Here is a 21,322-nt window from a genome sequence, read left to right as displayed (position 1 = left end):
AAAACAACCCGCCTCTTTAAAAGGGAGACGGGTTGTTTTCTTACACAAGCATCTTGGCTAAAATACTTTTAAATTCCGCGATATCTAAATGAACTTTGTCGAATGTCTCTATCTGATCGTCCTTTACATAATGGCTCTGGCACATGATAAGTTTGTCATAGCTTATGATGGCAACAGTTCTCCGGGAAGTGTTGTCACGTTCATCTACCTGGTCGAAGATTTTGCGGAGGTGGCGATTCTCTATTTCTAAGTTCCTTGTCATTTCCTCCAACTGTTTAAACATCATCTTATCTCCCTTAATTTACTAATTGTGTATATTGTAACCTACTTATATGCCGAGCAACAAATAGTTTGTAAAATTAGTACCTGTCCAAGTAATCAGAAGTATATACGAAATGCTTTCCACTGGCGATCATGTACCGTTTCAACCTCTCCCGAAAAGAATGGTCTGCAAGTGCCAATTCAACAACAAACGCCTGGGCACTCCCTAATGACTGATTCCGTTTCGCTCTTCCATGAAATGTGGGAGTGTCCATTTTTTCGCGAATGAGGGCTTGAATAATCTTTAGAGTCCTTGTCTAAACTGCTGATAAGGTCAGTTAAATAATTTTAAAAGGTGAATATAATTGAACAAATCCGTAGATATTTTCGAAGTAATACTTCTTCAACTATTAGAGGATGATAGGCTGGTAAGGATGTTGATACCGAGATTACTAGAAAGGATGGAGACGAGAGGCGAGCCTACGATTGAAAAGTGGTTAACTGTTAACGAAGCAGCCAAATACCTGAATATTTCTTCTGACACGATCTACGTTATGGTACGTGAAGGTACATTACCAGCATCTCGACTCGGATCATTAAGTTCACGAAAACCAGCACTTCGCTTTCAACTCAGTAAATTAAATGATTGGATGGAAGCTGGAGGGGTTCGCGATCCTGTTAACAAGCTTGCATGATAGAGAAAACAAATACTAAATGAAGACAAAAGCCCTCCAATTTTGGAGGGCCAATTCAGCATTATATCGGGCATTTCTATATGTATAGCCCACCCACAAACGCACCCACAATTCACCCACAAAATCATGAAATCATTTGATGTCATTTGAAACAGCAGTAGGTAAAACTGTTGATATTATGCGGTTTCATGGAGTTTTAAAACTGATTGAAAGCCAAGAATATGTTGCGCACACGCGTTCATGACTGGGAGCGCGAGCAATACATGACTGCTTACTAATAAGCGAAACCCCTTGTGCCTGTAGGTGCGAGGGATTTTTCTACATCTGATGCAATACACAGATAAGTACTGAACGGTAACGACCAAATAAAAGGTACCAAGATTAACGGTGCGGCTACAAAGGACGTAACTAAAGCGCAAATGGCAGGAAGCAAGATCAGCAAAAATAGCAAGAAGTCGAGACCTTTAAAGGACTCACAAAAAATATAGTCATAGCAAACAATTAGTGACATCAATGATCCACTAAGACCAATCAATAAACCTCCAATGGGGAACCAATTCTTTAGCATCGTATCAACCCTCCTTTATGGACCAAATAGTACCATCCGAAACTTTAGGAGGAAAGAAAACGAGCTCAATCGCTTTACAAAATGTTTAATGAAGAAACGCAAATAGCCGTTTTCGTTACTGAAACGGCTTAGAAACAACGTTGTGTAATATATAACTTAAAAGGCTATATACTTCATTTCCTGGTTCGATAAAAGGCTGGCAACCTGATGGAGATTTAAGGGGATTGCAAATCGTTCCATATTAGATCTGTCCTCCCAGTCCATTGCATTCCCTACCCATGTATTGGTTGTTCCACAATAGGCTACACGACCACCGAAACGAACAAATGTTAGGGCCCATTCTAATATATTCTTTGGATTGTCGCCGTAAAGAAATTGTGGAATTTCCATGCCTAATTGTTGAGTGACAGTTTGTTCGGTATTAGGACTACCGATCATTTTAACAAGCCTTCCTTTCACCAAGCCATTTACCCCCTCTCCATTAAAAAACATAGTGGTTTGGATACCGAGACGTTGCCAATATGCTGCTGAAATAAAGCTAGAGAAATACTTTGCCCCTTGATCCGGGGGTGAGGAAAGATGGATTAAAATTGGAGTTTGCGTAAAGGAATTTTCGTCACGATAAATGGGGTGGTTAACAGAGCGAGCCCAATAATGAGGCAGGGAATATTCATGAAATATCATGTTAGTTCCTTCCTAAGTCATATTTTTTGTATGGTATGTTATTAGGTCGGAATAGGTGTGTGTCTTGTAGCAAGCGGAGGAAGGTATGAGCCTGGCATTCCAGGAGGCAAGGGGAGCTAGATGCTAAATTGAAGCGATTGAGTCTCGAGCTTAACAAATCGGTAATTGAGATGAACGGAGGCAAGACGGTGTACAGCCCAATTTATGCTTCGGTAATGTCTAGGGGTAGCCTCGCCTCCGAAAGAAAAAAGAGCCGCAAGGTAGCTCGGCTCTTAATATAATCTTAATGGTCTCTCTAATATTAAATTTATTCTCCGGTCTCGTTGAAACTCTTAATGCGAGCGCCGATTTCATCACGAACTCGTTGAAACTCAGACCATTCTTTTCCCGCAGGATCGTCAAATCCCCAATGGACGCGTTTTACATGAGAAGGAGTAGCTGGACAAACGGAATCTGCATGGCTGCATAATGTCACGACGAGATCCGCATTGTTCAATATATCAGGGTCAATGACATCAGATGTTTGACTGGAAATGTCTATGCCAACTTCTTTCATCGCTTGAATGGCATTTGGATTGACCCCATGAGCTTCAATACCAGCTGAAAAGACGTTCCACTTGTTGCCCAAGTATTTCTTTCCCCATGCCTCTGCCATTTGGCTTCGGCAAGAATTTCCTGTACATAAAAAGTAGATTGTTTTTTTGTTTTTGTTTTCCATGATGTACCCACCTTTTTAGCTTCAATTAGGAAATGCTGGCAAAATACTTGCGCTTGAACCATAAAGCTACATAAACCAATGCAATCATCACAGGTACTTCAACAAGAGGACCGATGACGGCTGCAAAGGCGGTGCCTGATTGAATCCCAAACACGCCGACTGCCACAGCGATAGCTAATTCAAAGTTATTACTGCCTGCTGTGAAAGCAAGCGTCGTAGTAACGGGATAATTTGCGCCAATCTTTTTCCCCATATAGAAAGAGATAAAGAACATGAGGATGAAATAGATAAGAAGTGGAATGGCGATGCGAACAACATCAAGAGGAACGCTTACGATGTTTTCTCCTTGTGTTGAGAACATGACAATGATGGTAAAGAGTAAGGCAATCAGAGTCATAGGGCTAATTTTTGGGATGAACACTTTCTCGTACCATTGTCTGCCTTTCACTTTTACAATAGTAAAGCGTGTCAGCATCCCAGCAAGAAAAGGAATACCCAGGTAAATAAACACCGATTTTGCCACTTCCGCCATCGTAATGCTAATGACTGCCCCCTGAATCCCAAGCCATTCCGGAATTACGGTGACAAAGACATAGGCATATACTGAAAAGAAAAGCATCTGAAACACAGAATTGAAAGCCACAAGCCCCGCAACATATTCTGTATCTCCTTTTGCGAGGTCATTCCACACAATCACCATAGCGATACATCGTGCCAGCCCAATCATTATCAGCCCAACCATATATTCTGGTTTATCTGGCAAGAAAATGATGGCTAGTAAAAACATCAAAACCGGGCCTATCACCCAGTTTTGAATAAGGGATAGTACAAGAACCTTAAGGTCTTTAAAGACACGTCCCATTTCTTCATATCGAACTTTTGCTAAAGGGGGGTACATCATTAGGATTAAGCCAATGGCAAGCGGTATGGATGTTGTACCAATTTGTAAGCTGTTTAATCCATTTGTGAAAGTAGGAAAGAAAGTTCCGGTAATAATCCCTACTGCCATAGCAAGAAAGATCCAAAGGGTCAAGAAGCGATCTAAAAATGATAATTGTTTCATTGGGCCTCCCACTTTGTCTTAGCAGCAAGAATTGGTTGCTTCTGTTTTTGAATCTACGCAGCAGGATGTGGATTCGATTTTATGAATGTCACTGTCAGACTTTGTGTAGAAAAATTCCCACTCATTACCGTCTGGATCAGTAACCCAAAATTTATCCTGCACAGCATAACAACATGTCGTATCCATCTCGTCCCGAGCGAAAAAGCCTTCTTTTTCTAGTCTTTCCTTATGAGTTAGGATTTCATTTGCAGTTTCAACCTGGAATCCGAAGTGGTTAACCTGATTTCCACTTACTGTATCCCGAACATTCAATGTGAAATTTAGTCCTGGGGTTTCAAGCAAGAACTTAGCATAATCAGGTTTTACCTTTACAGGATTAACTCCAAAAACCTTCTGATAGAACTCAATAGATTTCTCCAGATTGGTAACGTTAACGCCAACATGTACATACTTCATTTCATAATCCTCCTTTAATTAAAAACTATTAATCAAAAAAAGTTGATGTAAGGTCTAAAAAAAATTAGCAGCAGCTTCCTTTACCTGTTTTCCTGAAAATACAGCAAAGCTCTTCCGATAACAGATGATTCACTTCACCATCATTTAAATCATAGTAACTCCATGTGCCTCTTGTCTCTTTAATAATCAGATTAGCGTCCAATAAGATTTTGAGATGGTAAGATAACTTTGATTGAGGCATGTCAAAAACCTCGGTAAGGTCACACACGCATGTTTTACCTCTCTGGCAAAGCTCATACATAATTTCTAAACGTTTCTGATCGGCGAGAGCTTTGAATTTTTTCTCATATAGCTCCAAATTATGCTTGATGTCATTCATGGATTACGACCTCATTCATCAATTTTTCTTGATGCATTTATTATATGTATGATTACCAAGAAGATGCAATAATTAAATCAACTTTTTTTGATGTAAGCTTTTTTTCATTTAGTATCGATCCATGTAATCGGATAAATAAACGAACTGTTTTCCACCACCAATAAACTGCGGATAAGGTCAGTTACATAATTTTAAAAGGTGAATATAATTGAACAAATCCGTAGATATTCTCGAAGTAATAATTCAGCAACTATTAGAGGATGATAGGTTGGTACAGATGTTGATACGGAGATTACTAGAAAGGATGGGGACGAGCCTGCAATTGAAAAGTGGTTAACTGTTAATGAAGCAGCAAATACCTGAATATTTCTTCTGACACGATCTACATTATGGTACGCGAAGGTACATTACCAGCATCTCGACTCGGATCATTAAGTTCACGAAAACCAGCACTTCGCTTTCAACTCAGTAAATGATTGGATGGAAGCTGGAGGGCGCCGCGATCCTGTTAACAAACAAGCATGAAGGAAAGAAATTATTCCATATAGTAAAGTGCACCCAGGAGTTTGATGCCTCACGGGTGCAGTGATGGCTGATGGGGATTGGGTCTGTCAAGATTTTTGTGTAAACTCAATCAACCGATATATGAAAAGGTTTCATCCCCCTAATTAGGACATCTTTTTCGAAGCCAACAGGGTCAAGGGCGTAAGGCAAAGCGAACCCTTGACACGTGGGTGTAGAAAAAGACAATCCCTTCGGGGATGAAGCCTTTCTTTTACTTGTTAACGGATGTGTGGCCGTACGCGATCCTCAAAGAAAACAGATAGCTGCATGAGAATCTGTCCCCAATTGTGGACCCTTCCCGTCCATTTTCGTAAGACATCCATGGTTACGAGATATAACATCTTTAGAAGGGCATCGTCTGTCGGAAATATAGCTTTTCCCTTCGTTACTTTTCGAAGTTGACGATGGTAACTTTCAATAACATTAGTTGTATAGATCAGCTTTCGAATCTCTGGAGGATATTTAAAGAAGGTCGCAATCTCCTCCCAGTTGGAACGCCAGGAGCGTACCATTAAGGGATATTTACTCCCCCAAGTTTGCTCAAACTGATCGAATTCTTCCAGTGCAGCTTGCTCCGTTGGAGCCTTGTAAATAGGCTTTAGTTCAGCTGTCACTCTCTTTAAATCCTTATAGGAAACATATTTAATAGAGTTACGTATTTGATGGATGACACACTTCTGAATCTCTGTCTTTGGATAACATGCTGAAATAGCCTCCGTAAAGCCTCGGAGGTTATCGACGCTAGTAATGAGAATATCCTGGACTCCACGGTTTTTCAGTTCATTGAGTACATGTAGCCAGAATTTAGCCGATTCATTCTCGCCAACCCAGATACCAAGGACATCTTTATGACCGTCAAGGTCAATGCCAATGACCATATAGGCAGCCTTGTTGACGATAGCCCCGTCCTGTTTTACTTTAAAGTGAATAGCGTCTAAGAAAACAACGGCATATACCGATTGCAAGGGGCGATTTTGCCACTCTTTAATCAGTGGAACGATTTTGTTCGTGACATTAGAAATGAGTGTTGGTGAGACTTCGATGCCATAGAGCTGCTGTAGATGATCTTGAATATCACGTGTGGATACGCCTTTTGCATACAGCGCGAGGATTTGATCTTCGATCCCTGTTACATTGGACTGGTGCTTCCTTACGATGGCAGGCTCAAATTCTCCCTCACGATCACGAGGAATTTGAATATCGACTTCGCCATACTCGGAGCGAACCGTTTTTTTGCTATAACCGTTGCGGCTATTGGTTGTTCGCTTGTTTTTCATGTCATGCTTGGCATATCCAAGTGAGGACTCCATCTCAGCTTCGAGCATTTCTTGGATCGTTTCAGCAAACAAATCCTTCAAGGCTGACTGAACATCGTCCACAGACTTCATGTTTTTCTCCTTGATCCACTGCTTGATCTGCTCTTTTGACATCATAAAAATCTCCCAACCTTTCTAAGACTAATTGTAGTTTAGAGGTTGAGAGTTTACACAGAATATTTTACAGACTCTGGGGATTCTAACTACCTTTACAATCTAGCGCCTTATCTTACATCGTTATCCTTTGCAATTGGATAGGTTCCACTATCTTCAGACGAATTGGTTAGCGTTTGAAAACCATTGAGGATACTCTTCATCTGTTTTATGTCCTCGCTTAGTTCATTTGGGGAGTTTACATGCTTTTTAATATTCGAAGCAAGACCCTCCATTTGGTCAGCTAGCCTGTGAACCAATCCAACATCGAATTGAGTCATTCTAATCACTCCTTCATCTGTTTTTACATTCCTTGCTTATAATACTGGTGTGAGAAAGAAAATCCCCGAATCTCGAGGGTTACAGTCTACCAATATGCTTGCTTACTTCAAAGCCGCTTAGACTTACCTTGGTCCCAGATTGGTTCGCTTCATAATTCGACGGAATCCCAATGTCTGGTCCAAATTCCTCACTTGCTCCATCGGGGAGCGACTGTTCCAACGCCTCGACGTAGTCGACATCTGACTGAAATATACCCTTTTTATCGCTTTGATCTTTCGTTTCTTTTTGGTTAGTCATCGAAGCACTCCTTTCTAACGTAGTTTTTCCAAGCAAATAAAAATGAATTCCTTCTAGACCCGTTGTAACACAACATTACGCTTATACATGGGGGAAGAGAATAGCATGGAGACTCAAGCGCCTAGAACTGTTTATAGTGGCATATGGCACAGGTGCAACCTTGCTGCATGAAAACATCAGTCAATTTTGACAAATAAAGTGAGTGAGTGGTAGATTTTATTTATACTATTTCTTAATATGGGTGGGCTTATGAGAAAAAAATTACAAATATACATATCGTCTACTTACTACGATCTTATTGAGGAAAGACATACCGCTGTTGAAGCCGTGCTCCAAGCCGGTCATATCCCTGCTGGAGTCGAGCAATTTTTCAAGGAAAGTCCAATGAAAATTAGGAAGAGATGGATCGACGAGTCCGATGTATATATCCTGATTCTCGGAGGATTCTATGGTTTAACACTTCCTGATGAATCCAAGAGCTATACGCAATGGGAATATGAGTATGCCGGAGAAGCGGGCAAACCTAGATTTGCTTTTGTTGTCACAGATGAAGCATTAAGACAAAAGCCTTACGACTTCGCAGCAATTGAATATTATCAGAAATTTCAAGAGTTTAAGCAATCGGTCATGGAACAAATTCCTATCTACTATGTTGAAGATGTACGGCACATTAAAATGGTACTTCGTGATCAATTGCCAGAGTATGCAGCAAGAGACGATTTGTATGGCTGGTTTTCCGGCAAGGACGTCCCGGACGTTCAAAAGCTGTTGGAAGAGAATGCAAGATTAAAGGCGGAGTTGGAGAAAAAGAAATGAAAGAGGGGCTGGCAATCAGCCCCTTTCTTCTGTCTTCGCTTAATGTTCTCCTTTAATGACAAAGAACGAACCCCGAATGGTTCCTGTAGTTTTACCGTGTACGATATGTAGACTACAATGATCGTTTCGATGAGTGGTTAATCTCATCACTTGCTTATCTATGTGTATTCGTTTTATTTGAATTAAGAAATAAAACAGGCAAGAATGCCTCTGGTGATTAGGGGAACTTGCAACCGAAAAGACCCAACTCCTTAATTGTAGGAGTTGGGTCTTTTCCATTATTTCGGGGGAGCGTCGCCGGCGTGATTTGCATCAGCTTCACACTCGATCACATCTTTATCAATAACCGTGCTGCCCATCTTTATTGTTTCTACCCGTTCCTGAAACGCTGTTGCTACAAGACCCATCCCATTTTGCTTTAGCTTGTGCTTCCTGAATTGCTCGGTCTTGAGGAAACGGCATCTGATGACGCATAACGCAGGCTTAACTTACCGTTTCTTCCAGGAAGAAAAGAGAACTTATGAGCTTGCCGGGGTATCGGACGGCATGGATCTGACGGGAATTACACTTGAAGAGAATCTGCAAAGACTTGCTTCTGTCCCGCTTCTATATGAGCCGGGGAAAATGTGGAGGTATTCCATAGCAACAGACGTGCTCGGAGCGGTCATCGAAAAGGTTACTGGAATGCCGCTAAGTGAAGCTGTACGGATGCTTGTAACTCATCCGCTTTCCATGATGGACACGGATTTCAAGGCCGTGGACACGGACAGATTGACTACGGCTTACGCAGACAGCGCTGGAGAGCTCGGCGCTTGCGCGATTTTGATACCGTTCCATTCGTGGAGGGGACGGCAGGATTCCTCCTTTCCCCAAACAGGTTTACCGATAAGACAGCTTATCCTTCCGGGGGAGCTGGCATGATTGGCAGCGCAGAAGACTTTCTCAAACTGCTGGAAGCTTTGCGGCAGGGAGGAAATCCGATTTTGCCGGAGGCTCTTGATACGAAAATGACAACCAATCAAATTGGTAACCTTGTAATGCCCTACTGGCCGGGGAGAGGCTTTGGACTTGGTTTCACGCTGCTTAAAGACCCAGCGGCTGCTAATAACACCGGAAGCGCCGGGAACTTGGCGGATGGGCGGCACCTATGGTCACTCATGGTTTGTTGATCCGAGAGAGGAGCTTAGTGTTGTAGGGTTCACCAATACGGCGCTTGAAGGAATGTCAGGCAGGTTTACAGCAGAGCTGTGCGAATCTGTCTACAAGGGTATTCGAGGAGTTAAGTAAAGAGTAAGAGGGTTATCTTGAACAAATATTCGGAGTATGCAGACCCTAGATGGCTATCAGATTACACTTACAAAGTTAATTTGAGATGAGAATTTATCATGCAGTACAATCGGTCGTTCAATTTAACGGAGAACGAGTTCAATAAACCAGCCGCAGTCTAGGACTTGGTTTTGCAATGCTTGGATGGAAGCGGGGGAGTTCGCGATTCTGTTAACAAACAAGCTTGAGAGAAAAGGCCATTTACTATAAAGCAAAGTGCACCCAGGAGCTTGGATAGCCACCTGGGTGCACTTAGTTTGAAGAATAGCTCTTTCGAATATTGTCCACTTAGTTGCCCACTCTTTTTTTCTGAGTACACAAATTCCATGTAGCTTCAAACTTGTCCATGTTATCTAATTCAACTTTCTTTGAGAAGTGGGCATACACATCAGCTCTTTATTTCCTCACGTTCTTCTTCTTCCGGATATACCAGCCGCGTTTATGAAAGGAGATGGACCTGTATTTCTGAGCCAGTCTGATGATTCGTTTGCGAGTAAGTGATGCCGGTTTTGAAGATAAGCTTTTGTTAAGGGAACTTCTTACAACCAGATGACCGGGGTAGTGAGCTTTCACGAAGTTACCGTAAGTTTCGAACTCGGAAAAGCCGGCATAACTCTGCTTGTTTGTTTTCTTGATAATCGCCCAATACCATCTAGTTTTATGCCTGGCCTCAATTTTAGACTTTAGCCGGGAGAGCTTCGATTTGTCGAACAGCATATAGTGGGCAACGAAAGAGCGTGAAGCGGTTGGTCTCGTGCCCATTAATTTCTTATAGGTGCGAAAATACTCGGGACGACTCCAGTTACGACAGTAAAAAATGGTTTTCCCGTTGACGAGAAAGACATGAGGTCGAATAAGAATGGTGTCGGCGTCAATCACAAGATAATACCTTTGCTTGGTCAAGTTTCCTCCCGCCAGCTTCAACAATTGTTGGAGCAGCCAGCCTGAGCGATTGGTGCGTTTGGTCTGGTAGTGAATGTCTTTTTTTGTAATTGGAAGGACGCGTCTTTCATTGATGAAGGTGCAGTTTTTACGCCGGCAGAGGGCTTGAATTCGTTTGCTTGGTGGCGATACAACCATGATCTTACCGACAGGATGCTTCACTTGCTTACGGATACTGTCAATGACATAGGGAAGCGTGCCAAGATCTTTCTCAATAGCTGGGATCAGGACATCAATTTTAATAGAGCTGTTGAAGGTGCTTTTCGCTGAACGTGTCAACTTCTCAACTCCTTTTCGCTAAGCAGTTTCAAGCATATTTGTCTGAAAGGTTGGCCAAAGTGTCCGACTTTCCAGATAGGATATGATTTTTTTTCTTAGCGGGAATACGACAGATATGGAAATCCTGCGAAATGTGTGTTTGTCAAGCCTACTTGAGTCATGGAGCAACTCCTCACTCACTTTGTCTCGTCGAAATTGTTGATCTATAACAATGGCAGTTCAATCCGACTCAGATGGTACTGACTGGATAAATACGTTTCTCTGAAGGTAGACGGGAACACATGGAGTTGGCAGAAAACCAGGAGCGCTATGATGGCCCAGATGAAATCAGAGGAAACAAGCAAAAGGCGTTTAGGTGGGAATGGGCTTTGACCATGAAAGACCTATGCCAAATTCATATCGGGATGAATTCATTCATTCTGTGTACAAAGTAAAATAGCCGTTCGAGTAGAACGGCACGTCGGGTGAGTAGTTACGGTTACGTGGTGAAATGATGATTCTTTTGTGGTCAATCCGCCTATCTGGGTCAGGAAACGCAAGCATTACCAAGCATTGGGATTCTTACCTATCGGGACTTAGAACATGATGTGATAAATGAAGAAAAAGAAGATAGAAAGCTACTTTTATTGTCCCAGTATTGAGAGTCTTGTAAAAGTAGAGCTTAATACCGAGGGTGAGCCCTTTGAAACTTAAAGTATGCACGAAATGCCTGTCAAAGCAAAAAGACGGCCAAATGAGGACGTCTCGCTGTATTTATCCCGATACGTATATATGTTGATCAAAAAAGCTTGACTTAGCGTTTCTAGGATTACGAGGAAAACCTTCGAAACGAGAATTCGTAAAAATACCCGATAAAGGGGTAAAGATTAATGCTTCAGGACTGAAAGGGCGTGACGAACTTTATAGGCAAATTGGACGGGCTCGTCTATTGATTCGAAGTGTATAAACATGATGCCAGGGTTGTTAAAAAGCCAGTGATTGTGAAGGGCAGTAACCAGTATATCGTAATGGCGAAGAACAGAAATGAATGGGTTAATCTCTTCTGGGAGAATTACTGTTTCCCCCAAACAAAGCGCCTTCCCATTTTGATCCATTGATTCAAATGAAAACATCATCGGTACCGTTAGTGCTGAACGAGAAGGACGTCTTAAAATGGTTACGGGAATATTCCTAACTGTTCTGAATGTCCAGGTAATCTCTGCCGCCTTGAGGCTATAGTAACCAATTCAGTAGGAATTTTGAGCTGCTTCGAGAATATGATTTATCAATTAGTTGAATAGGGGGACGTTAATGTGGGTTTCTTAGACGGTCTAATGGGTAACGCTTCGGAAGTTAACATTGCAGATGTTCAAAAGGAGTATGCTCAAATCTTAGCGAACAATGAGAGAATAGAAAAGGCGTACAAATTAATTCGTGATATGTTCATCTTCACCAACAAGCGGTTAATACTGGTTGATAAGCAAGGCATTACTGGTAGAAAGATAGAGTACCATTCCATTCCTTATAAAAGTATTAATCATTTTAGCATTGAAACAGCCGGAAATTTTGATTTGGATGCGGAATTGAAAATTTGGGTTTCTGGAAGTTCAGTACCGATCCAAAAGCAATTTAACAAGAACTTGAATATTTACCATATACAGAGTGTGTTGGCCGATTACATTTTGGATTAGTATCGCTTGATAAAGGGACTGCCCAAATCATTATGCTACATCATTCTTGGACATGATGAAGAGTATCTATGAGTAAGGGATTATTACAAACTATTTACCAATATTTATACAGGAAATAGCCGCCCAATCAAACCGATATAAGTAATGTAAGATGAAATCTAGTGTAGACTCTCTTGGGGATAAGGCGTGTGACTCAATCTGTGCAGATGAGTCTGCGCTATTTTTTTTGGCAAGAGAAGGTATGCATACCTATATATACTTGTAGTAAATATCGAGCGGATATCCTACTATATGGATAACTACTTTTTTATTCACGTATTACTTCTTGTGTGTCCCAATTTGCTTAAAGCAGTTGGGGCTTTTTTTTATCGAGATGACCACAATGTTTATTTCCCCGATGTTGCTTACCATACATGACAAGCAGCATTTAATTTGTACATAATATCATGCGGTACCAAATTAGCCTGAATGAGCAGCTATTTTTGTACCGTTTTTTACAATAAGGCGATGGTAAACTTTTTTGCTCGCCGCTGCATTTTGACTCAGGCGTTCATAGACTAAGTGACTTCAATTTCGAAGATTCGAATTATCTGCAGCCTCTTACAACAAATGGGAGGCGTATGGGCAATCCACACCATGTAGCGGGTTCTCCGTACACCCCGGTACCATCGTCACTGAGCTCTCCCTGTGGACAGGAGTGCACTCCTAAACCATTTTAGGGAGTCGTTTTCGTTCCGATTACGACGGTAGCATCGAGCTCGTCAGACCGTGTAACCCGTGTTTTCAGCCCGCAACGAGTGAAGATAGCGACTGTCTGTGGTGTCTGACGCTCGCTTGTTTCAACGAGTAAGTGTCCACCAGGAGCCAGCCAGAGTGGTGCTGCAGCAACTACTCGTCTCTGAACGTCAAGCCCATCCGATCCCCCGTCGAGTGCTATTCTCGCCTCATGCATGCGAGCTTCAGGTGGGAGAAATTCGATGGATTTGGTGGGAACGTAGGGAGCATTGGCAACGATGACGTCAACGCGCCCCGTAAGTATTTTTGGAAGAGGCTCAAATAAGTCTCCTTCGTATACGTGACCGTCTGCGGTAATAATATTGCGACGGGTGCATTGCACCGAGGCTGGATCAATGTCTGTAGCATACAATTCGATCTGTTTTATGTGAGCAAGAACCGCACCCACCGCCCCTGAACCGCAACATAGGTCAAGCACAACGGACTTTTGACGGATGAGGTCGGTAGCCTGTCTAACGAGAAATGCTGTACGCTGTCTGGGAACGAAAACTCCCTTATCCACCGTAATCCGCAGCCCACAGAACTCCGCCCAGCCGATAATGTGTTCGAGAGGCATGCCAGATGTCCGTTGTTCTACCATGTCCGAAAGTTCAGCCGTACCTTCTGCCGAGGCGATGAGGAGTCTGGCTTCATCTTCAGCGAAAACACACCCAGCTCCCTGAAGTTTAGTGACGATGGTAGAAAAAAATTGCTCGCCATGAATCCAATCATTTTTCAAATACTAATTTCCCTCACTTCAGAATTGATGTAATTTTATGTATTTGATTTTATTCTATGCTTAGGGGCAACACAACAAACGATTTGAAAAATGGGAGGAATTGCATGGGTGAGTGAATGAAGAAAGAAATTTTCATTCCGAATATGTCTTGCGACGACTCGAAACAACTCTATTTAAAAAATGAAATTGATAAGTGCTCATATAGAAAGAGGAGCCGATTGCTGGCTCCTGATGCTTCACTTTAGAAAAGGTGGACGAAGTTGATATTTATTACGCTATTTCCTCCATAGTCCACCAGGGCAAGCAGTAAAACCACCTTTTTTATAAAACTCAGTATGTTCGGAGGCATAGGTTACCGTTACAATACCTAAGCCAGTACGTTCTGCTTCCTCTAACAGTTTTTTTACTAAGGCTACACCAACCCCTTGCTTTTGATGATCTGGATGCACAATTAAATCTTCCATATACCCATGTAGTAATCCAGTACCACAAACATACCCGAAGGCAATGAGTGTTCCGTTTTCATCCCGGAGTCCTGCCCAGTAATTGCATCTTTCCAATAACGTTGGGAAATCTCCATCTCGTCTCTCCCAACCAACTAACTCTCTTAAGTCTGGTACTTCATTATTATGAATGGGGAGGTTGATTAATACAGCATGCATTACTTTCGCTCCATTCTATCAAAATAGCTTATTCTGATTTTAATATCACTCGTTTTGAGACATGAGACTAATGGTTGACTTGGAACAGGTGAGCTGATTTCTAGAGGATCAAGGCGAAGACTGCTTATATATAGCGAAACCTCAACGTTTATTCATTTCTTTTGATAGCTTGATTCAAGGGCGCTCAATAGCACCCTAGTGATGTTTAATTCGATTTGCTAACAGAACTTGGAGATGGACCAAAAACTGGTGCTAATCTTGACGGGTGCAGCTTGGTGCTAAGGCCAAAAAACTCACAGAAGTTCATAATCAGTGGGCTCCACTTCTCAGGATCGATGTAGTTCTTCTCGCCAGTCATTAGGATTTGTTCATCAATGTGAACGCGTACGATCTTTACTTCAATAGCTTTTAAAGAACTGGGCAATTCAAAATTATGGACCTGCTCTAATCGTGCCTCCAATTGAACTGGGCACTCAGCAACGCGTGGAGGCCGAATCAGGTCTGAATCTTGGGGGGTGAGCCTAGCTGTTCCGAATTTATCCGGTTCAAATTGGTATCCCACATTAGCCTTGCGCTCTGGGACAGGATTTCGCCCAGTAAGCAGAGCTAGACGGTCTACCGCATGAGCAAGATCGGACGAAGGAAGATTTAAAACACATTCGCGTTCGCGCAACAAATTGGCAACGGTTTGAGATGAACTACTCATTCCAAGCATACATGATTGATTCAGCCACCAGGCAGAAGACATGGGGGCCAGGTTGACAGAATTGTCCTCATTTAAAGTGCTGATGAGTACAACCGGCGTCCCAAAGTAAAGAATTTTTGGCTCAACTACCTTATGCATAATCGCGCTCCCTCCACTTCGAAAAGAAAAGTTTTCCATCGCCTCAGATATGAGACCTAGTTCAAATTATAATCACTATCCATTTCGTTATTTTGCTATTTCATTTCGAGTGAACTTTGCACTACATTGCTGATGAGAAGGGGAGGAAGGGGACGTACATCAAGCACAACTCGCATTCATGAACCAAGACGATAAACTCATTTTTTATATATACACAAAAAATATAAAAATCATTGACATGAGAGCTCAAATATGTGATTATCTTCTCTGTCACTTATAATGATAATCATTATCAAATAATACCTCACACCAAACATCACGTGACAAGGAGAAATGAGCACATGAAAAAAGGAACACGAATTGTACTGGCCTGCTTGGTCGCCGTAGTTACTGCCGTATCCGCGGGTTGTGGAAGCAGCCAAACGGCTTCGGAAGCACCGAAAAAGCCTGAGACACGCGTAGTCAAGCATTTGATGGGGGAAGTGACGATCCCTGCGGAGCCAAAGCGAATTGCAGACGTATCGGGAGCAGCGGAGGAGCTTTTAATTTTGGGACACAAGCCGGTTGCTACGGCCAATACATACAAAACAAAAATCATGTCCCACGTTGCGGATAAGCTGACAGATGTAAAACCAGTTGGCTGGATGTGGGATGACTCCATTAATCTCGAAGCTGTGGTAGAAACAAAGCCAGACCTGATTATTATGAATAACCGCCAGCAAAAGGTGTACGAGCAACTGTCCAAAATTGCGCCGACGGTCGTTCTGGAGACAGACATGGACAAATGGCGTGATAAGTTTAAAGAAATCGGTCGCCTGTTTGGACAAGAAGAGGACGTGAACAAATGGCTGGCTGGGTATGACGAGAAGACGAAAGGAATGCACGAGCAACTTAAGCAAGCTTACGGCGACGAGACTTTTATGTTCCTGGCCGTAACGCCAAAATTGTTCCGCGTGTACGGGAATTATGGATATGCAGATATCTTGTTCACTGATCTCGGCCTGAAGCCAGCAGCCGGAACACCTGCTGATAAAACAATGGAAATGATCGAACTGGAGGGACTGACGAATTTTCAGCCAGACCATATGTTCCTCGTCAATTTCGGCGGAAAAGCGGATGATGTATACGCAGAACTGAAAAAGAGCCCAGTATGGAAAAGCAACAAGGCAGTTCAACAAGGCCATCTCTATGAGGTAAGCAATGAAACATTCAACATCAAAGCCTTTGGCCCAATTGGAAAGGAAATGCTCTTAGAGGAAATTGGAAGCATGTTGCTGAAAAAGCAATAGCGATGCGATCAACACAGAAAAGCGAAACTCCTTGTGCATGTTGTCACGAGGGGTTTTTTCTTTCGTGGGTGCGTTCAAAAAATAGAGGTCATCCAGACGGCACCCACGAAACAAGACGTAAACAGGAAAAACGACCTATCCACAAAACAGCACGCTATTTTCTTAGAGCGTATGATGGGAGATTGGGACAAAAAAGTCGGGTACGCCAAACCTCGTGCTCAATAGGGCACCTGACAAATGTGATCACAAATCCCGTGAGATCTCCAACGGCGGCAACGATCGTAACACTCTTCATCCAATCGTACTCTTCTTGAGTCAAGATATGGAAGACATAGCGTTTCACAATCTTCATGAGGCGGACTTACACGTCTACATTCGTTCATACATTCTTGAAAACTAGGAAGAAATTCAACCAATTGACCATTTACTTTCGTGAATCGCTTAGACCTAGATTTTCTCTTTTTCAAGTGATATCACCTCTTGATGACGATCTAAGATAGTGTACGAATACAAGTGTCCATTTGATTGGTCAAATGTACCCCATGTATCGAAAATGTATGTGGATTAGCATTCAGGAACGTCACCAGGGCATGTTTTACTGAATCGTATAAGTAGCGACGATTACATTTTGATCCTGATAAGAATAGGGCGCTTGAAATTGTACGTAGTGATACCCGTCCGCATCAGCCTTAATAATGATACCTGTTGTGCCGCTCCAAATCTGTTTATTTTGAGCATTATAAACTGTGTAATAAGCAAAGCTACCTTTTGCACCGATACGGAGTTCCTGCCCTTTTTTTAGATAAATCGCTTCTTTTGGACTTAACTGCCCAGGAGTAAGGTAGTAATATTTGGTGAATGATTCTGCTTGCGTTTGTTGCTCAACGGTGACTGTGTTTGGTCCACCTTGTACATGAGCATTGGTAGAAGCGGAGGCATATGCAGGTGCGCAAGAGAGGAGTAAAGCGAACATCGAAATAGAGAGAAGCTGTTTTTTCATACCTAGTACACTCCTTTTAATCAATTCTGACCAAATTCTAAATACATAAGCTAAAGGTAATTATACTCAAATCAAATCAAATGGTAAATATTTACATTGTTATGAAAATCCACCCAGAATAAATTTTGCTAAGGCAAATGCCTACAGTTCAATCCACCTAGCAGGTGAGCTTACAGGAAGCATCGTATAAAAATTAATCGCAACGATCACGGTCATTGGCAATATTCACGATGCGAAAAACAGGGGGATGGTCTTATAGGAAGCAAAAAGTGAGTTTCAGTGGTTTATGGAGATGGAGGGGGATAATGAACTTTCATTTGATGATAATGACAGATGCAAAGCAAGTCGCAATTTGGAAATATCCGCAGGAATATTCGATATCGGGCTCGGAATGAAACCGGATCTGAAAGGGAAGGGGATAGGCTTATACAAAAACGAGATTCAAAGAAACGGCCTCATTCGTAAACAACCGGACCCCCTTTATTATGATGACGACGGAAGTGGAAAGCGTAAAAGAAATACTACTCTGAAGTATGTAGTTGGAACAAAATTCCTCACATGAAGACATTTAGCCGCTCGGAGAAAGAACCGGGCGGCTCTTTTGTTGAAATGGTAAGTGAATGAAATACCAAAGAAAAAGTTTTGTCGTAGGACAGGGCGTCCTAATCTAACCTCTCCACCATACTACACTCCTTCTACCAAAGCGTAACGTGGGAGGATTGGACAAAAGAAGGGCTCAAAGCTCCGAGATGTCATAGAGGGAGAAAGAGGGCAGCCTAGCCGCCCATCACATTGGACAGATATTAACAATCATCACAGCTGCAAGCAACAATTGTTAATAAAACGAAAAGAACCAAGACCAAAGCAAAATTGTCGTCAAAGAATCCCATCGATATCACCCCTTTGAAAAGTATGAGGAAGAACCTCAAACTCAAGCTATGCAAATTGAGGAGCTATGTAAGGGCGATACCACAGTAAGTAAAAAATTTGGGCATGTTCCAGCCATGTCCAAGCGCTCAAAAATGTTAAATCAGCAGGGGATATACGACCAAAAAAAAGGCTATCCCCTAGCCACATTCATGGCATTTGGGACAACCTTCTTGCTCTATCAAGTACTCATCATTTTCATAAGGTCTTTCATACTTTCTTCTCCCTGCTACATACATTTGTATATGAAAACGAGGAACAGAAAGAAAACGATTCAATAGAAAATGCAAATGAAACCAGTTCTTTTACCACTAAAGTGGACTTACAATGAATCCAAAAAAAGAAAAACATCATACCGATAGTTTATCAGTCGGTAGATGATGTTTGATTAATAATACAAAGTAGAAATTACGAACCTATTAATATCCCTTAGCACCTTTGTCGCCAAGATCGTTTGCAATTGTGTTGGCAGTCGTCGTTTTATACAGGAATTATCGTTGGTTCTTTCCAACTTCATTGGAATGGTTGGTGTTAAACGCTATAGGTCGGCCATCCGCAATACCCGTCAGCTTCACATGGTACACGTTGTTCTTTTGCGCTGCTAACACCAGGAAATGAAAGCGCTAGAAATAATGCAGCAGCAATACCAAACAGAGTAAATTTTTTCATAAATCTTCCCCCTCATTAGTTTGCCTTCCAAAAAAGTATACGCTTGGGAACAACATATATTCTGAATAAATGGAGTAGATGAAAAGGACACAGTTAATCCCATCTGCAGAGGGGACCTGCCACGTCCATCATCAATCGCGAAGTTTGTTGAGTGATATAAGTCATTTGAAACCCATCACAAACTGACGTATAATCAGATATTATTGATGAATCACTAAAAGGGAGGCGATCCTGCAATGACGTCAGTCAATCGTAAAACGGAAATCATTTCTGCGGCCATTGAGGTTTTTGCTGAAATCGGATATTTTCGGGCAACGACAGCGCAGGTTGCAGAGCGTGCAAAGATTTCCCAGCCGTATATTTTCAAGTTTTTTGCATCGAAGGAAGCGTTGTTACTGGCAGCATTAGAGGCGTCATGGGAACGGATCATTGACTCTTTCCGTCTCGTTGTGGAGTCCGCATCCAAAGAGCAGTTGGAAACAGATTTAATCAAGACATATGAAAAGATTTTGGCATCCCATCAAAATGAAATACTGCTTCAAATGCAGGCTCAGACGATTCAAGAGCCTTTGATTCGTGAGGCAATGCGCGAAGCATTTCGGGAGGTTCGTCAGATTGTCCTAACAGCTTTTCGCAAAGCGGGCATCGCGAATCCGGAAGAGAGAACGCTTATTTTCCTGGCAAGAGGAATGCTGTGTAACATTTCAGTGGCTTTGGACATGCCAGAATTGATGGAGGTGTAGCTGAGAAAAATTGCGAGAATTAGTTATTGACTAATCACTAACTAAAGCGTTATAGTTCAAATTAGTTAGTGATTGATCGATCACAAAATAAAACGAGTGGAGATGATCCGAATGAAAAAAGCGATTGTAGTCGGGGCAACAGGCGGAACGGGAGCCGCAATTTTGGAAGAGCTCATCAATCGAGGGATTGAAACGATTGCTTTTGGGCGATCTCGACAAAAGCTAGAACAAATGGCGTCAGACCTGGGGAATCCAGTACATTTGTCACTGGCCGTCGGAGATGCATTCCGGTCTCAAGACATCGTAGCTGCATCGGAAGGAGCGGATGTACTCTTCCATTGTGCAAACGTCCCTTACCACGAGATGGTGAATAAGCTGATCCCACTTGGCGAAGCGATCATGGAAGCCGCAAACAAGAGAGGTTTGAAGGTTGTAGCAGTAGACGGCATTTATCCATACGGGAGAAAGCAGATGGAACCAGTGACGGAGGAGCATCCAAAGCAACCGCATACGAAGAAAGGAAAAATCAGGTTGGCATTTGAACAGATGCTGTTTAGCAGTCGGTGGGATCATGCGCGAACGATGATTGTCAGATTACCGGATTATTATGGACCCACTGCTAATCAAGCATCGTATTTAGGTTCCACACTTGAGGCTATTGCGGCTGGAAAACCGGGTCTTTTCATTGGGAGCATGCATGTTCCTCGCGAGTTTGTTTACTTACCGGATGCGGCGAAGATGATCGTAGAGTTGGCCTGCCGTGAGTTTGCTTATGGACAAAATTGGCACATCCCAGGTGGAGGCATCATTTCCGGTCGAGATATTGTCCGAATCGCCCAAAAAGCAAGTGGCACCGCAAAACCTGTCATTCCACTTGGGAAAATTGGTTTGTCTTTGTTAGGGCTGTTCGTCCCGGTGATGAAGGAGGTTGTCGAGATGCTGTACTTAACTGAAAAACCTTTGATCCTTAGCGGAGAAAAATATCAACGGCTGATTGGACCGATTCCAGCGACGAATTTCGAGGAGGGAATAACAGCAACGATCCAGCATTTGCAGAATCGTGCTTCCATCAAATAAATGTTGACCGTTTGTGATTGATTAATCACTAATGAAATAACCTGTGAAATCCCTTAAAATATTCCTTTACAGGAATATTCCCTTCGGTGTATATTTTACCTAACAGGACGATCACAATAACGCTGAAGG

General features: G+C 42.3%; 25 protein-coding genes. 9 read left to right on the top strand and 16 right to left on the bottom strand.

Going from position 1 to position 21,322, the window contains the following annotated elements:
* Positions 1 to 695 precede the first annotated feature (695 nt).
* Positions 696 to 956 (top strand): helix-turn-helix domain-containing protein, encoded by a 261-nt coding sequence (locus tag FO446_RS16650; protein WP_173607929.1) that lies wholly within the window; start codon positions 696 to 698, stop codon positions 954 to 956.
* Between the two features lie 724 nt (positions 957 to 1,680).
* Here the strand turns inward: FO446_RS16650 and FO446_RS16645 are convergent.
* The 5 genes from FO446_RS16645 to arsR all read right to left on the bottom strand — a co-directional run bounded on the left by FO446_RS16645 (position 1,681) and on the right by arsR (position 4,824).
* The gene (locus FO446_RS16645; RefSeq protein WP_173607927.1) at positions 1,681 to 2,208 is read right to left on the bottom strand and encodes a hypothetical protein; all 528 of its coding nucleotides are present in this window, start codon (positions 2,206 to 2,208) and stop codon (positions 1,681 to 1,683) included.
* 307 nt (positions 2,209 to 2,515) lie between these two features.
* Positions 2,516 to 2,926, bottom strand: coding sequence for an arsenate reductase (thioredoxin) (arsC, locus tag FO446_RS16640; RefSeq protein WP_237898548.1), 411 nt, complete (start codon positions 2,924 to 2,926; stop codon positions 2,516 to 2,518).
* Positions 2,927 to 2,951: 25 nt separating this feature from the next.
* A complete protein-coding gene (gene arsB / locus FO446_RS16635) occupies positions 2,952 to 3,989 on the bottom strand; it encodes an ACR3 family arsenite efflux transporter (RefSeq protein WP_237898545.1) in 1,038 nt (345 codons plus the stop codon).
* Positions 3,990 to 4,007: 18 nt separating this feature from the next.
* A complete protein-coding gene (locus FO446_RS16630; RefSeq protein ID WP_221869129.1) occupies positions 4,008 to 4,445 on the bottom strand; it encodes an ArsI/CadI family heavy metal resistance metalloenzyme in 438 nt (145 codons plus the stop codon).
* A gap of 64 nt (positions 4,446 to 4,509) precedes the next feature.
* Positions 4,510 to 4,824 carry an arsenical resistance operon transcriptional regulator ArsR gene (arsR, locus tag FO446_RS16625; protein ID WP_260507183.1) on the bottom strand — a complete coding sequence of 105 codons (315 nt, stop codon included), beginning with the start codon at positions 4,822 to 4,824 and terminating at the stop codon, positions 4,510 to 4,512.
* Between the two features lie 359 nt (positions 4,825 to 5,183).
* Between arsR and FO446_RS29100 the strand changes: the two genes are divergently transcribed.
* Positions 5,184 to 5,300, top strand: a complete 117-nt coding sequence (locus tag FO446_RS29100) for a MerR family transcriptional regulator (protein WP_173608370.1) — start codon at positions 5,184 to 5,186, stop codon at positions 5,298 to 5,300.
* A 306-nt stretch (positions 5,301 to 5,606) separates the two neighbouring features.
* On the opposite strand, the gene FO446_RS16620 is transcribed toward FO446_RS29100, so the two are convergent.
* From FO446_RS16620 to FO446_RS16610, 3 genes are all read right to left on the bottom strand, one after another.
* Positions 5,607 to 6,821: an IS256 family transposase gene (locus tag FO446_RS16620; protein WP_221869331.1), complete on the bottom strand. Its 1,215-nt coding sequence runs from the start codon at positions 6,819 to 6,821 to the stop codon at positions 5,607 to 5,609.
* A gap of 107 nt (positions 6,822 to 6,928) precedes the next feature.
* Entirely contained in the window at positions 6,929 to 7,138 is a 210-nt protein-coding gene (locus tag FO446_RS16615) for a hypothetical protein (RefSeq protein WP_173607923.1), read from the bottom strand.
* A gap of 79 nt (positions 7,139 to 7,217) precedes the next feature.
* Positions 7,218 to 7,436, bottom strand: a complete 219-nt coding sequence (locus FO446_RS16610) for a hypothetical protein (protein WP_221868643.1) — start codon at positions 7,434 to 7,436, stop codon at positions 7,218 to 7,220.
* A 249-nt stretch (positions 7,437 to 7,685) separates the two neighbouring features.
* On the opposite strand from FO446_RS16610, the gene FO446_RS16605 reads away from it, so the two are divergent.
* The 3 genes from FO446_RS16605 to FO446_RS16595 all read left to right on the top strand — a co-directional run bounded on the left by FO446_RS16605 (position 7,686) and on the right by FO446_RS16595 (position 9,421).
* Entirely contained in the window at positions 7,686 to 8,252 is a 567-nt protein-coding gene (locus FO446_RS16605; protein WP_173607921.1) for a DUF4062 domain-containing protein, read from the top strand.
* A 465-nt stretch (positions 8,253 to 8,717) separates the two neighbouring features.
* On the top strand, positions 8,718 to 9,173 hold the full coding sequence (locus tag FO446_RS16600; RefSeq protein WP_237898544.1) for a serine hydrolase: 456 nt from the start codon (positions 8,718 to 8,720) through the stop codon (positions 9,171 to 9,173).
* On the top strand, positions 9,170 to 9,421 hold the full coding sequence (locus tag FO446_RS16595; protein ID WP_237898543.1) for a hypothetical protein: 252 nt from the start codon (positions 9,170 to 9,172) through the stop codon (positions 9,419 to 9,421). Before FO446_RS16600 ends, FO446_RS16595 begins: the two co-directional genes overlap by 4 nt.
* Positions 9,422 to 9,974: 553 nt before the next feature.
* On the opposite strand, the gene FO446_RS16590 is transcribed toward FO446_RS16595, so the two are convergent.
* Positions 9,975 to 10,799, bottom strand: coding sequence for a DUF6492 family protein (locus FO446_RS16590; RefSeq protein WP_221868642.1), 825 nt, complete (start codon positions 10,797 to 10,799; stop codon positions 9,975 to 9,977).
* Between the two features lie 866 nt (positions 10,800 to 11,665).
* On the bottom strand, positions 11,666 to 11,995 hold the full coding sequence (locus FO446_RS16585) for a DUF1259 domain-containing protein (protein WP_173608369.1): 330 nt from the start codon (positions 11,993 to 11,995) through the stop codon (positions 11,666 to 11,668).
* Positions 11,996 to 12,091: 96 nt separating this feature from the next.
* Between FO446_RS16585 and FO446_RS16580 the strand changes: the two genes are divergently transcribed.
* A complete protein-coding gene (locus FO446_RS16580) occupies positions 12,092 to 12,469 on the top strand; it encodes a PH domain-containing protein (protein WP_173607919.1) in 378 nt (125 codons plus the stop codon).
* Between the two features lie 715 nt (positions 12,470 to 13,184).
* On the opposite strand, the gene FO446_RS16575 is transcribed toward FO446_RS16580, so the two are convergent.
* From FO446_RS16575 to FO446_RS16565, 3 genes are all read right to left on the bottom strand, one after another.
* Entirely contained in the window at positions 13,185 to 13,982 is a 798-nt protein-coding gene (locus FO446_RS16575; protein ID WP_173607918.1) for a putative protein N(5)-glutamine methyltransferase, read from the bottom strand.
* A 275-nt stretch (positions 13,983 to 14,257) separates the two neighbouring features.
* Positions 14,258 to 14,644, bottom strand: coding sequence for a GNAT family N-acetyltransferase (locus FO446_RS16570; RefSeq protein ID WP_221868641.1), 387 nt, complete (start codon positions 14,642 to 14,644; stop codon positions 14,258 to 14,260).
* 205 nt (positions 14,645 to 14,849) lie between these two features.
* Positions 14,850 to 15,488 (bottom strand): flavin reductase family protein, encoded by a 639-nt coding sequence (locus FO446_RS16565; protein WP_173607917.1) that lies wholly within the window; start codon positions 15,486 to 15,488, stop codon positions 14,850 to 14,852.
* Between the two features lie 341 nt (positions 15,489 to 15,829).
* On the opposite strand from FO446_RS16565, the gene FO446_RS16560 reads away from it, so the two are divergent.
* Entirely contained in the window at positions 15,830 to 16,777 is a 948-nt protein-coding gene (locus tag FO446_RS16560; protein ID WP_173607916.1) for an ABC transporter substrate-binding protein, read from the top strand.
* A 595-nt stretch (positions 16,778 to 17,372) separates the two neighbouring features.
* Here the strand turns inward: FO446_RS16560 and FO446_RS16555 are convergent.
* From FO446_RS16555 to FO446_RS16545, 3 genes are all read right to left on the bottom strand, one after another.
* Positions 17,373 to 17,777, bottom strand: a complete 405-nt coding sequence (locus FO446_RS16555) for a hypothetical protein (protein ID WP_173607915.1) — start codon at positions 17,775 to 17,777, stop codon at positions 17,373 to 17,375.
* An 803-nt stretch (positions 17,778 to 18,580) separates the two neighbouring features.
* On the bottom strand, positions 18,581 to 18,667 hold the full coding sequence (locus FO446_RS16550) for a YjcZ family sporulation protein (RefSeq protein ID WP_083261501.1): 87 nt from the start codon (positions 18,665 to 18,667) through the stop codon (positions 18,581 to 18,583).
* Positions 18,668 to 19,235: 568 nt separating this feature from the next.
* Positions 19,236 to 19,373, bottom strand: coding sequence for a hypothetical protein (locus tag FO446_RS16545; RefSeq protein WP_173607914.1), 138 nt, complete (start codon positions 19,371 to 19,373; stop codon positions 19,236 to 19,238).
* Positions 19,374 to 19,609: 236 nt separating this feature from the next.
* Here FO446_RS16545 and FO446_RS16540 point away from each other — a divergent pair, with 236 nt between their 5' ends.
* Entirely contained in the window at positions 19,610 to 20,116 is a 507-nt protein-coding gene (locus tag FO446_RS16540) for a TetR/AcrR family transcriptional regulator (protein ID WP_173607913.1), read from the top strand.
* Between the two features lie 111 nt (positions 20,117 to 20,227).
* Positions 20,228 to 21,193, top strand: coding sequence for an SDR family NAD(P)-dependent oxidoreductase (locus tag FO446_RS16535; protein WP_221868639.1), 966 nt, complete (start codon positions 20,228 to 20,230; stop codon positions 21,191 to 21,193).
* Positions 21,194 to 21,322 lie beyond the last annotated feature (129 nt).

Origin of the sequence: Brevibacillus brevis, assembly GCF_022026395.1 — a bacterium.
Taxonomy (GTDB): Bacteria; Bacillota; Bacilli; order Brevibacillales; family Brevibacillaceae; genus Brevibacillus.
The sequence above is the reverse complement of the archived record's forward strand: the minus strand, read 5'-3'. Positions and strand labels throughout refer to the sequence as shown.

Coding starts and splice junctions, on each gene's coding strand:
- FO446_RS16650 (WP_173607929.1), top strand. CDS start 696: ATGTTGATACCGAGATTACTAGAAAGGATGGAGACGAGAGGCGAGCCT.
- FO446_RS16645 (WP_173607927.1), bottom strand. CDS start 2,208: ATGATATTTCATGAATATTCCCTGCCTCATTATTGGGCTCGCTCTGTT.
- arsC (WP_237898548.1), bottom strand. CDS start 2,926: ATGGAAAACAAAAACAAAAAAACAATCTACTTTTTATGTACAGGAAAT.
- arsB (WP_237898545.1), bottom strand. CDS start 3,989: ATGAAACAATTATCATTTTTAGATCGCTTCTTGACCCTTTGGATCTTT.
- FO446_RS16630 (WP_221869129.1), bottom strand. CDS start 4,445: ATGAAGTATGTACATGTTGGCGTTAACGTTACCAATCTGGAGAAATCT.
- arsR (WP_260507183.1), bottom strand. CDS start 4,824: ATGAATGACATCAAGCATAATTTGGAGCTATATGAGAAAAAATTCAAA.
- FO446_RS16620 (WP_221869331.1), bottom strand. CDS start 6,821: ATGATGTCAAAAGAGCAGATCAAGCAGTGGATCAAGGAGAAAAACATG.
- FO446_RS16615 (WP_173607923.1), bottom strand. CDS start 7,138: ATGACTCAATTCGATGTTGGATTGGTTCACAGGCTAGCTGACCAAATG.
- FO446_RS16610 (WP_221868643.1), bottom strand. CDS start 7,436: ATGACTAACCAAAAAGAAACGAAAGATCAAAGCGATAAAAAGGGTATA.
- FO446_RS16605 (WP_173607921.1), top strand. CDS start 7,686: ATGAGAAAAAAATTACAAATATACATATCGTCTACTTACTACGATCTT.
- FO446_RS16600 (WP_237898544.1), top strand. CDS start 8,718: ATGACGCATAACGCAGGCTTAACTTACCGTTTCTTCCAGGAAGAAAAG.
- FO446_RS16595 (WP_237898543.1), top strand. CDS start 9,170: ATGATTGGCAGCGCAGAAGACTTTCTCAAACTGCTGGAAGCTTTGCGG.
- FO446_RS16570 (WP_221868641.1), bottom strand. CDS start 14,644: ATGCATGCTGTATTAATCAACCTCCCCATTCATAATAATGAAGTACCA.
- FO446_RS16565 (WP_173607917.1), bottom strand. CDS start 15,488: ATGCATAAGGTAGTTGAGCCAAAAATTCTTTACTTTGGGACGCCGGTT.
- FO446_RS16560 (WP_173607916.1), top strand. CDS start 15,830: ATGAAAAAAGGAACACGAATTGTACTGGCCTGCTTGGTCGCCGTAGTT.
- FO446_RS16555 (WP_173607915.1), bottom strand. CDS start 17,777: ATGAAAAAACAGCTTCTCTCTATTTCGATGTTCGCTTTACTCCTCTCT.
- FO446_RS16550 (WP_083261501.1), bottom strand. CDS start 18,667: ATGGGATTCTTTGACGACAATTTTGCTTTGGTCTTGGTTCTTTTCGTT.
- FO446_RS16545 (WP_173607914.1), bottom strand. CDS start 19,373: ATGAAAAAATTTACTCTGTTTGGTATTGCTGCTGCATTATTTCTAGCG.
- FO446_RS16540 (WP_173607913.1), top strand. CDS start 19,610: ATGACGTCAGTCAATCGTAAAACGGAAATCATTTCTGCGGCCATTGAG.
- FO446_RS16535 (WP_221868639.1), top strand. CDS start 20,228: ATGAAAAAAGCGATTGTAGTCGGGGCAACAGGCGGAACGGGAGCCGCA.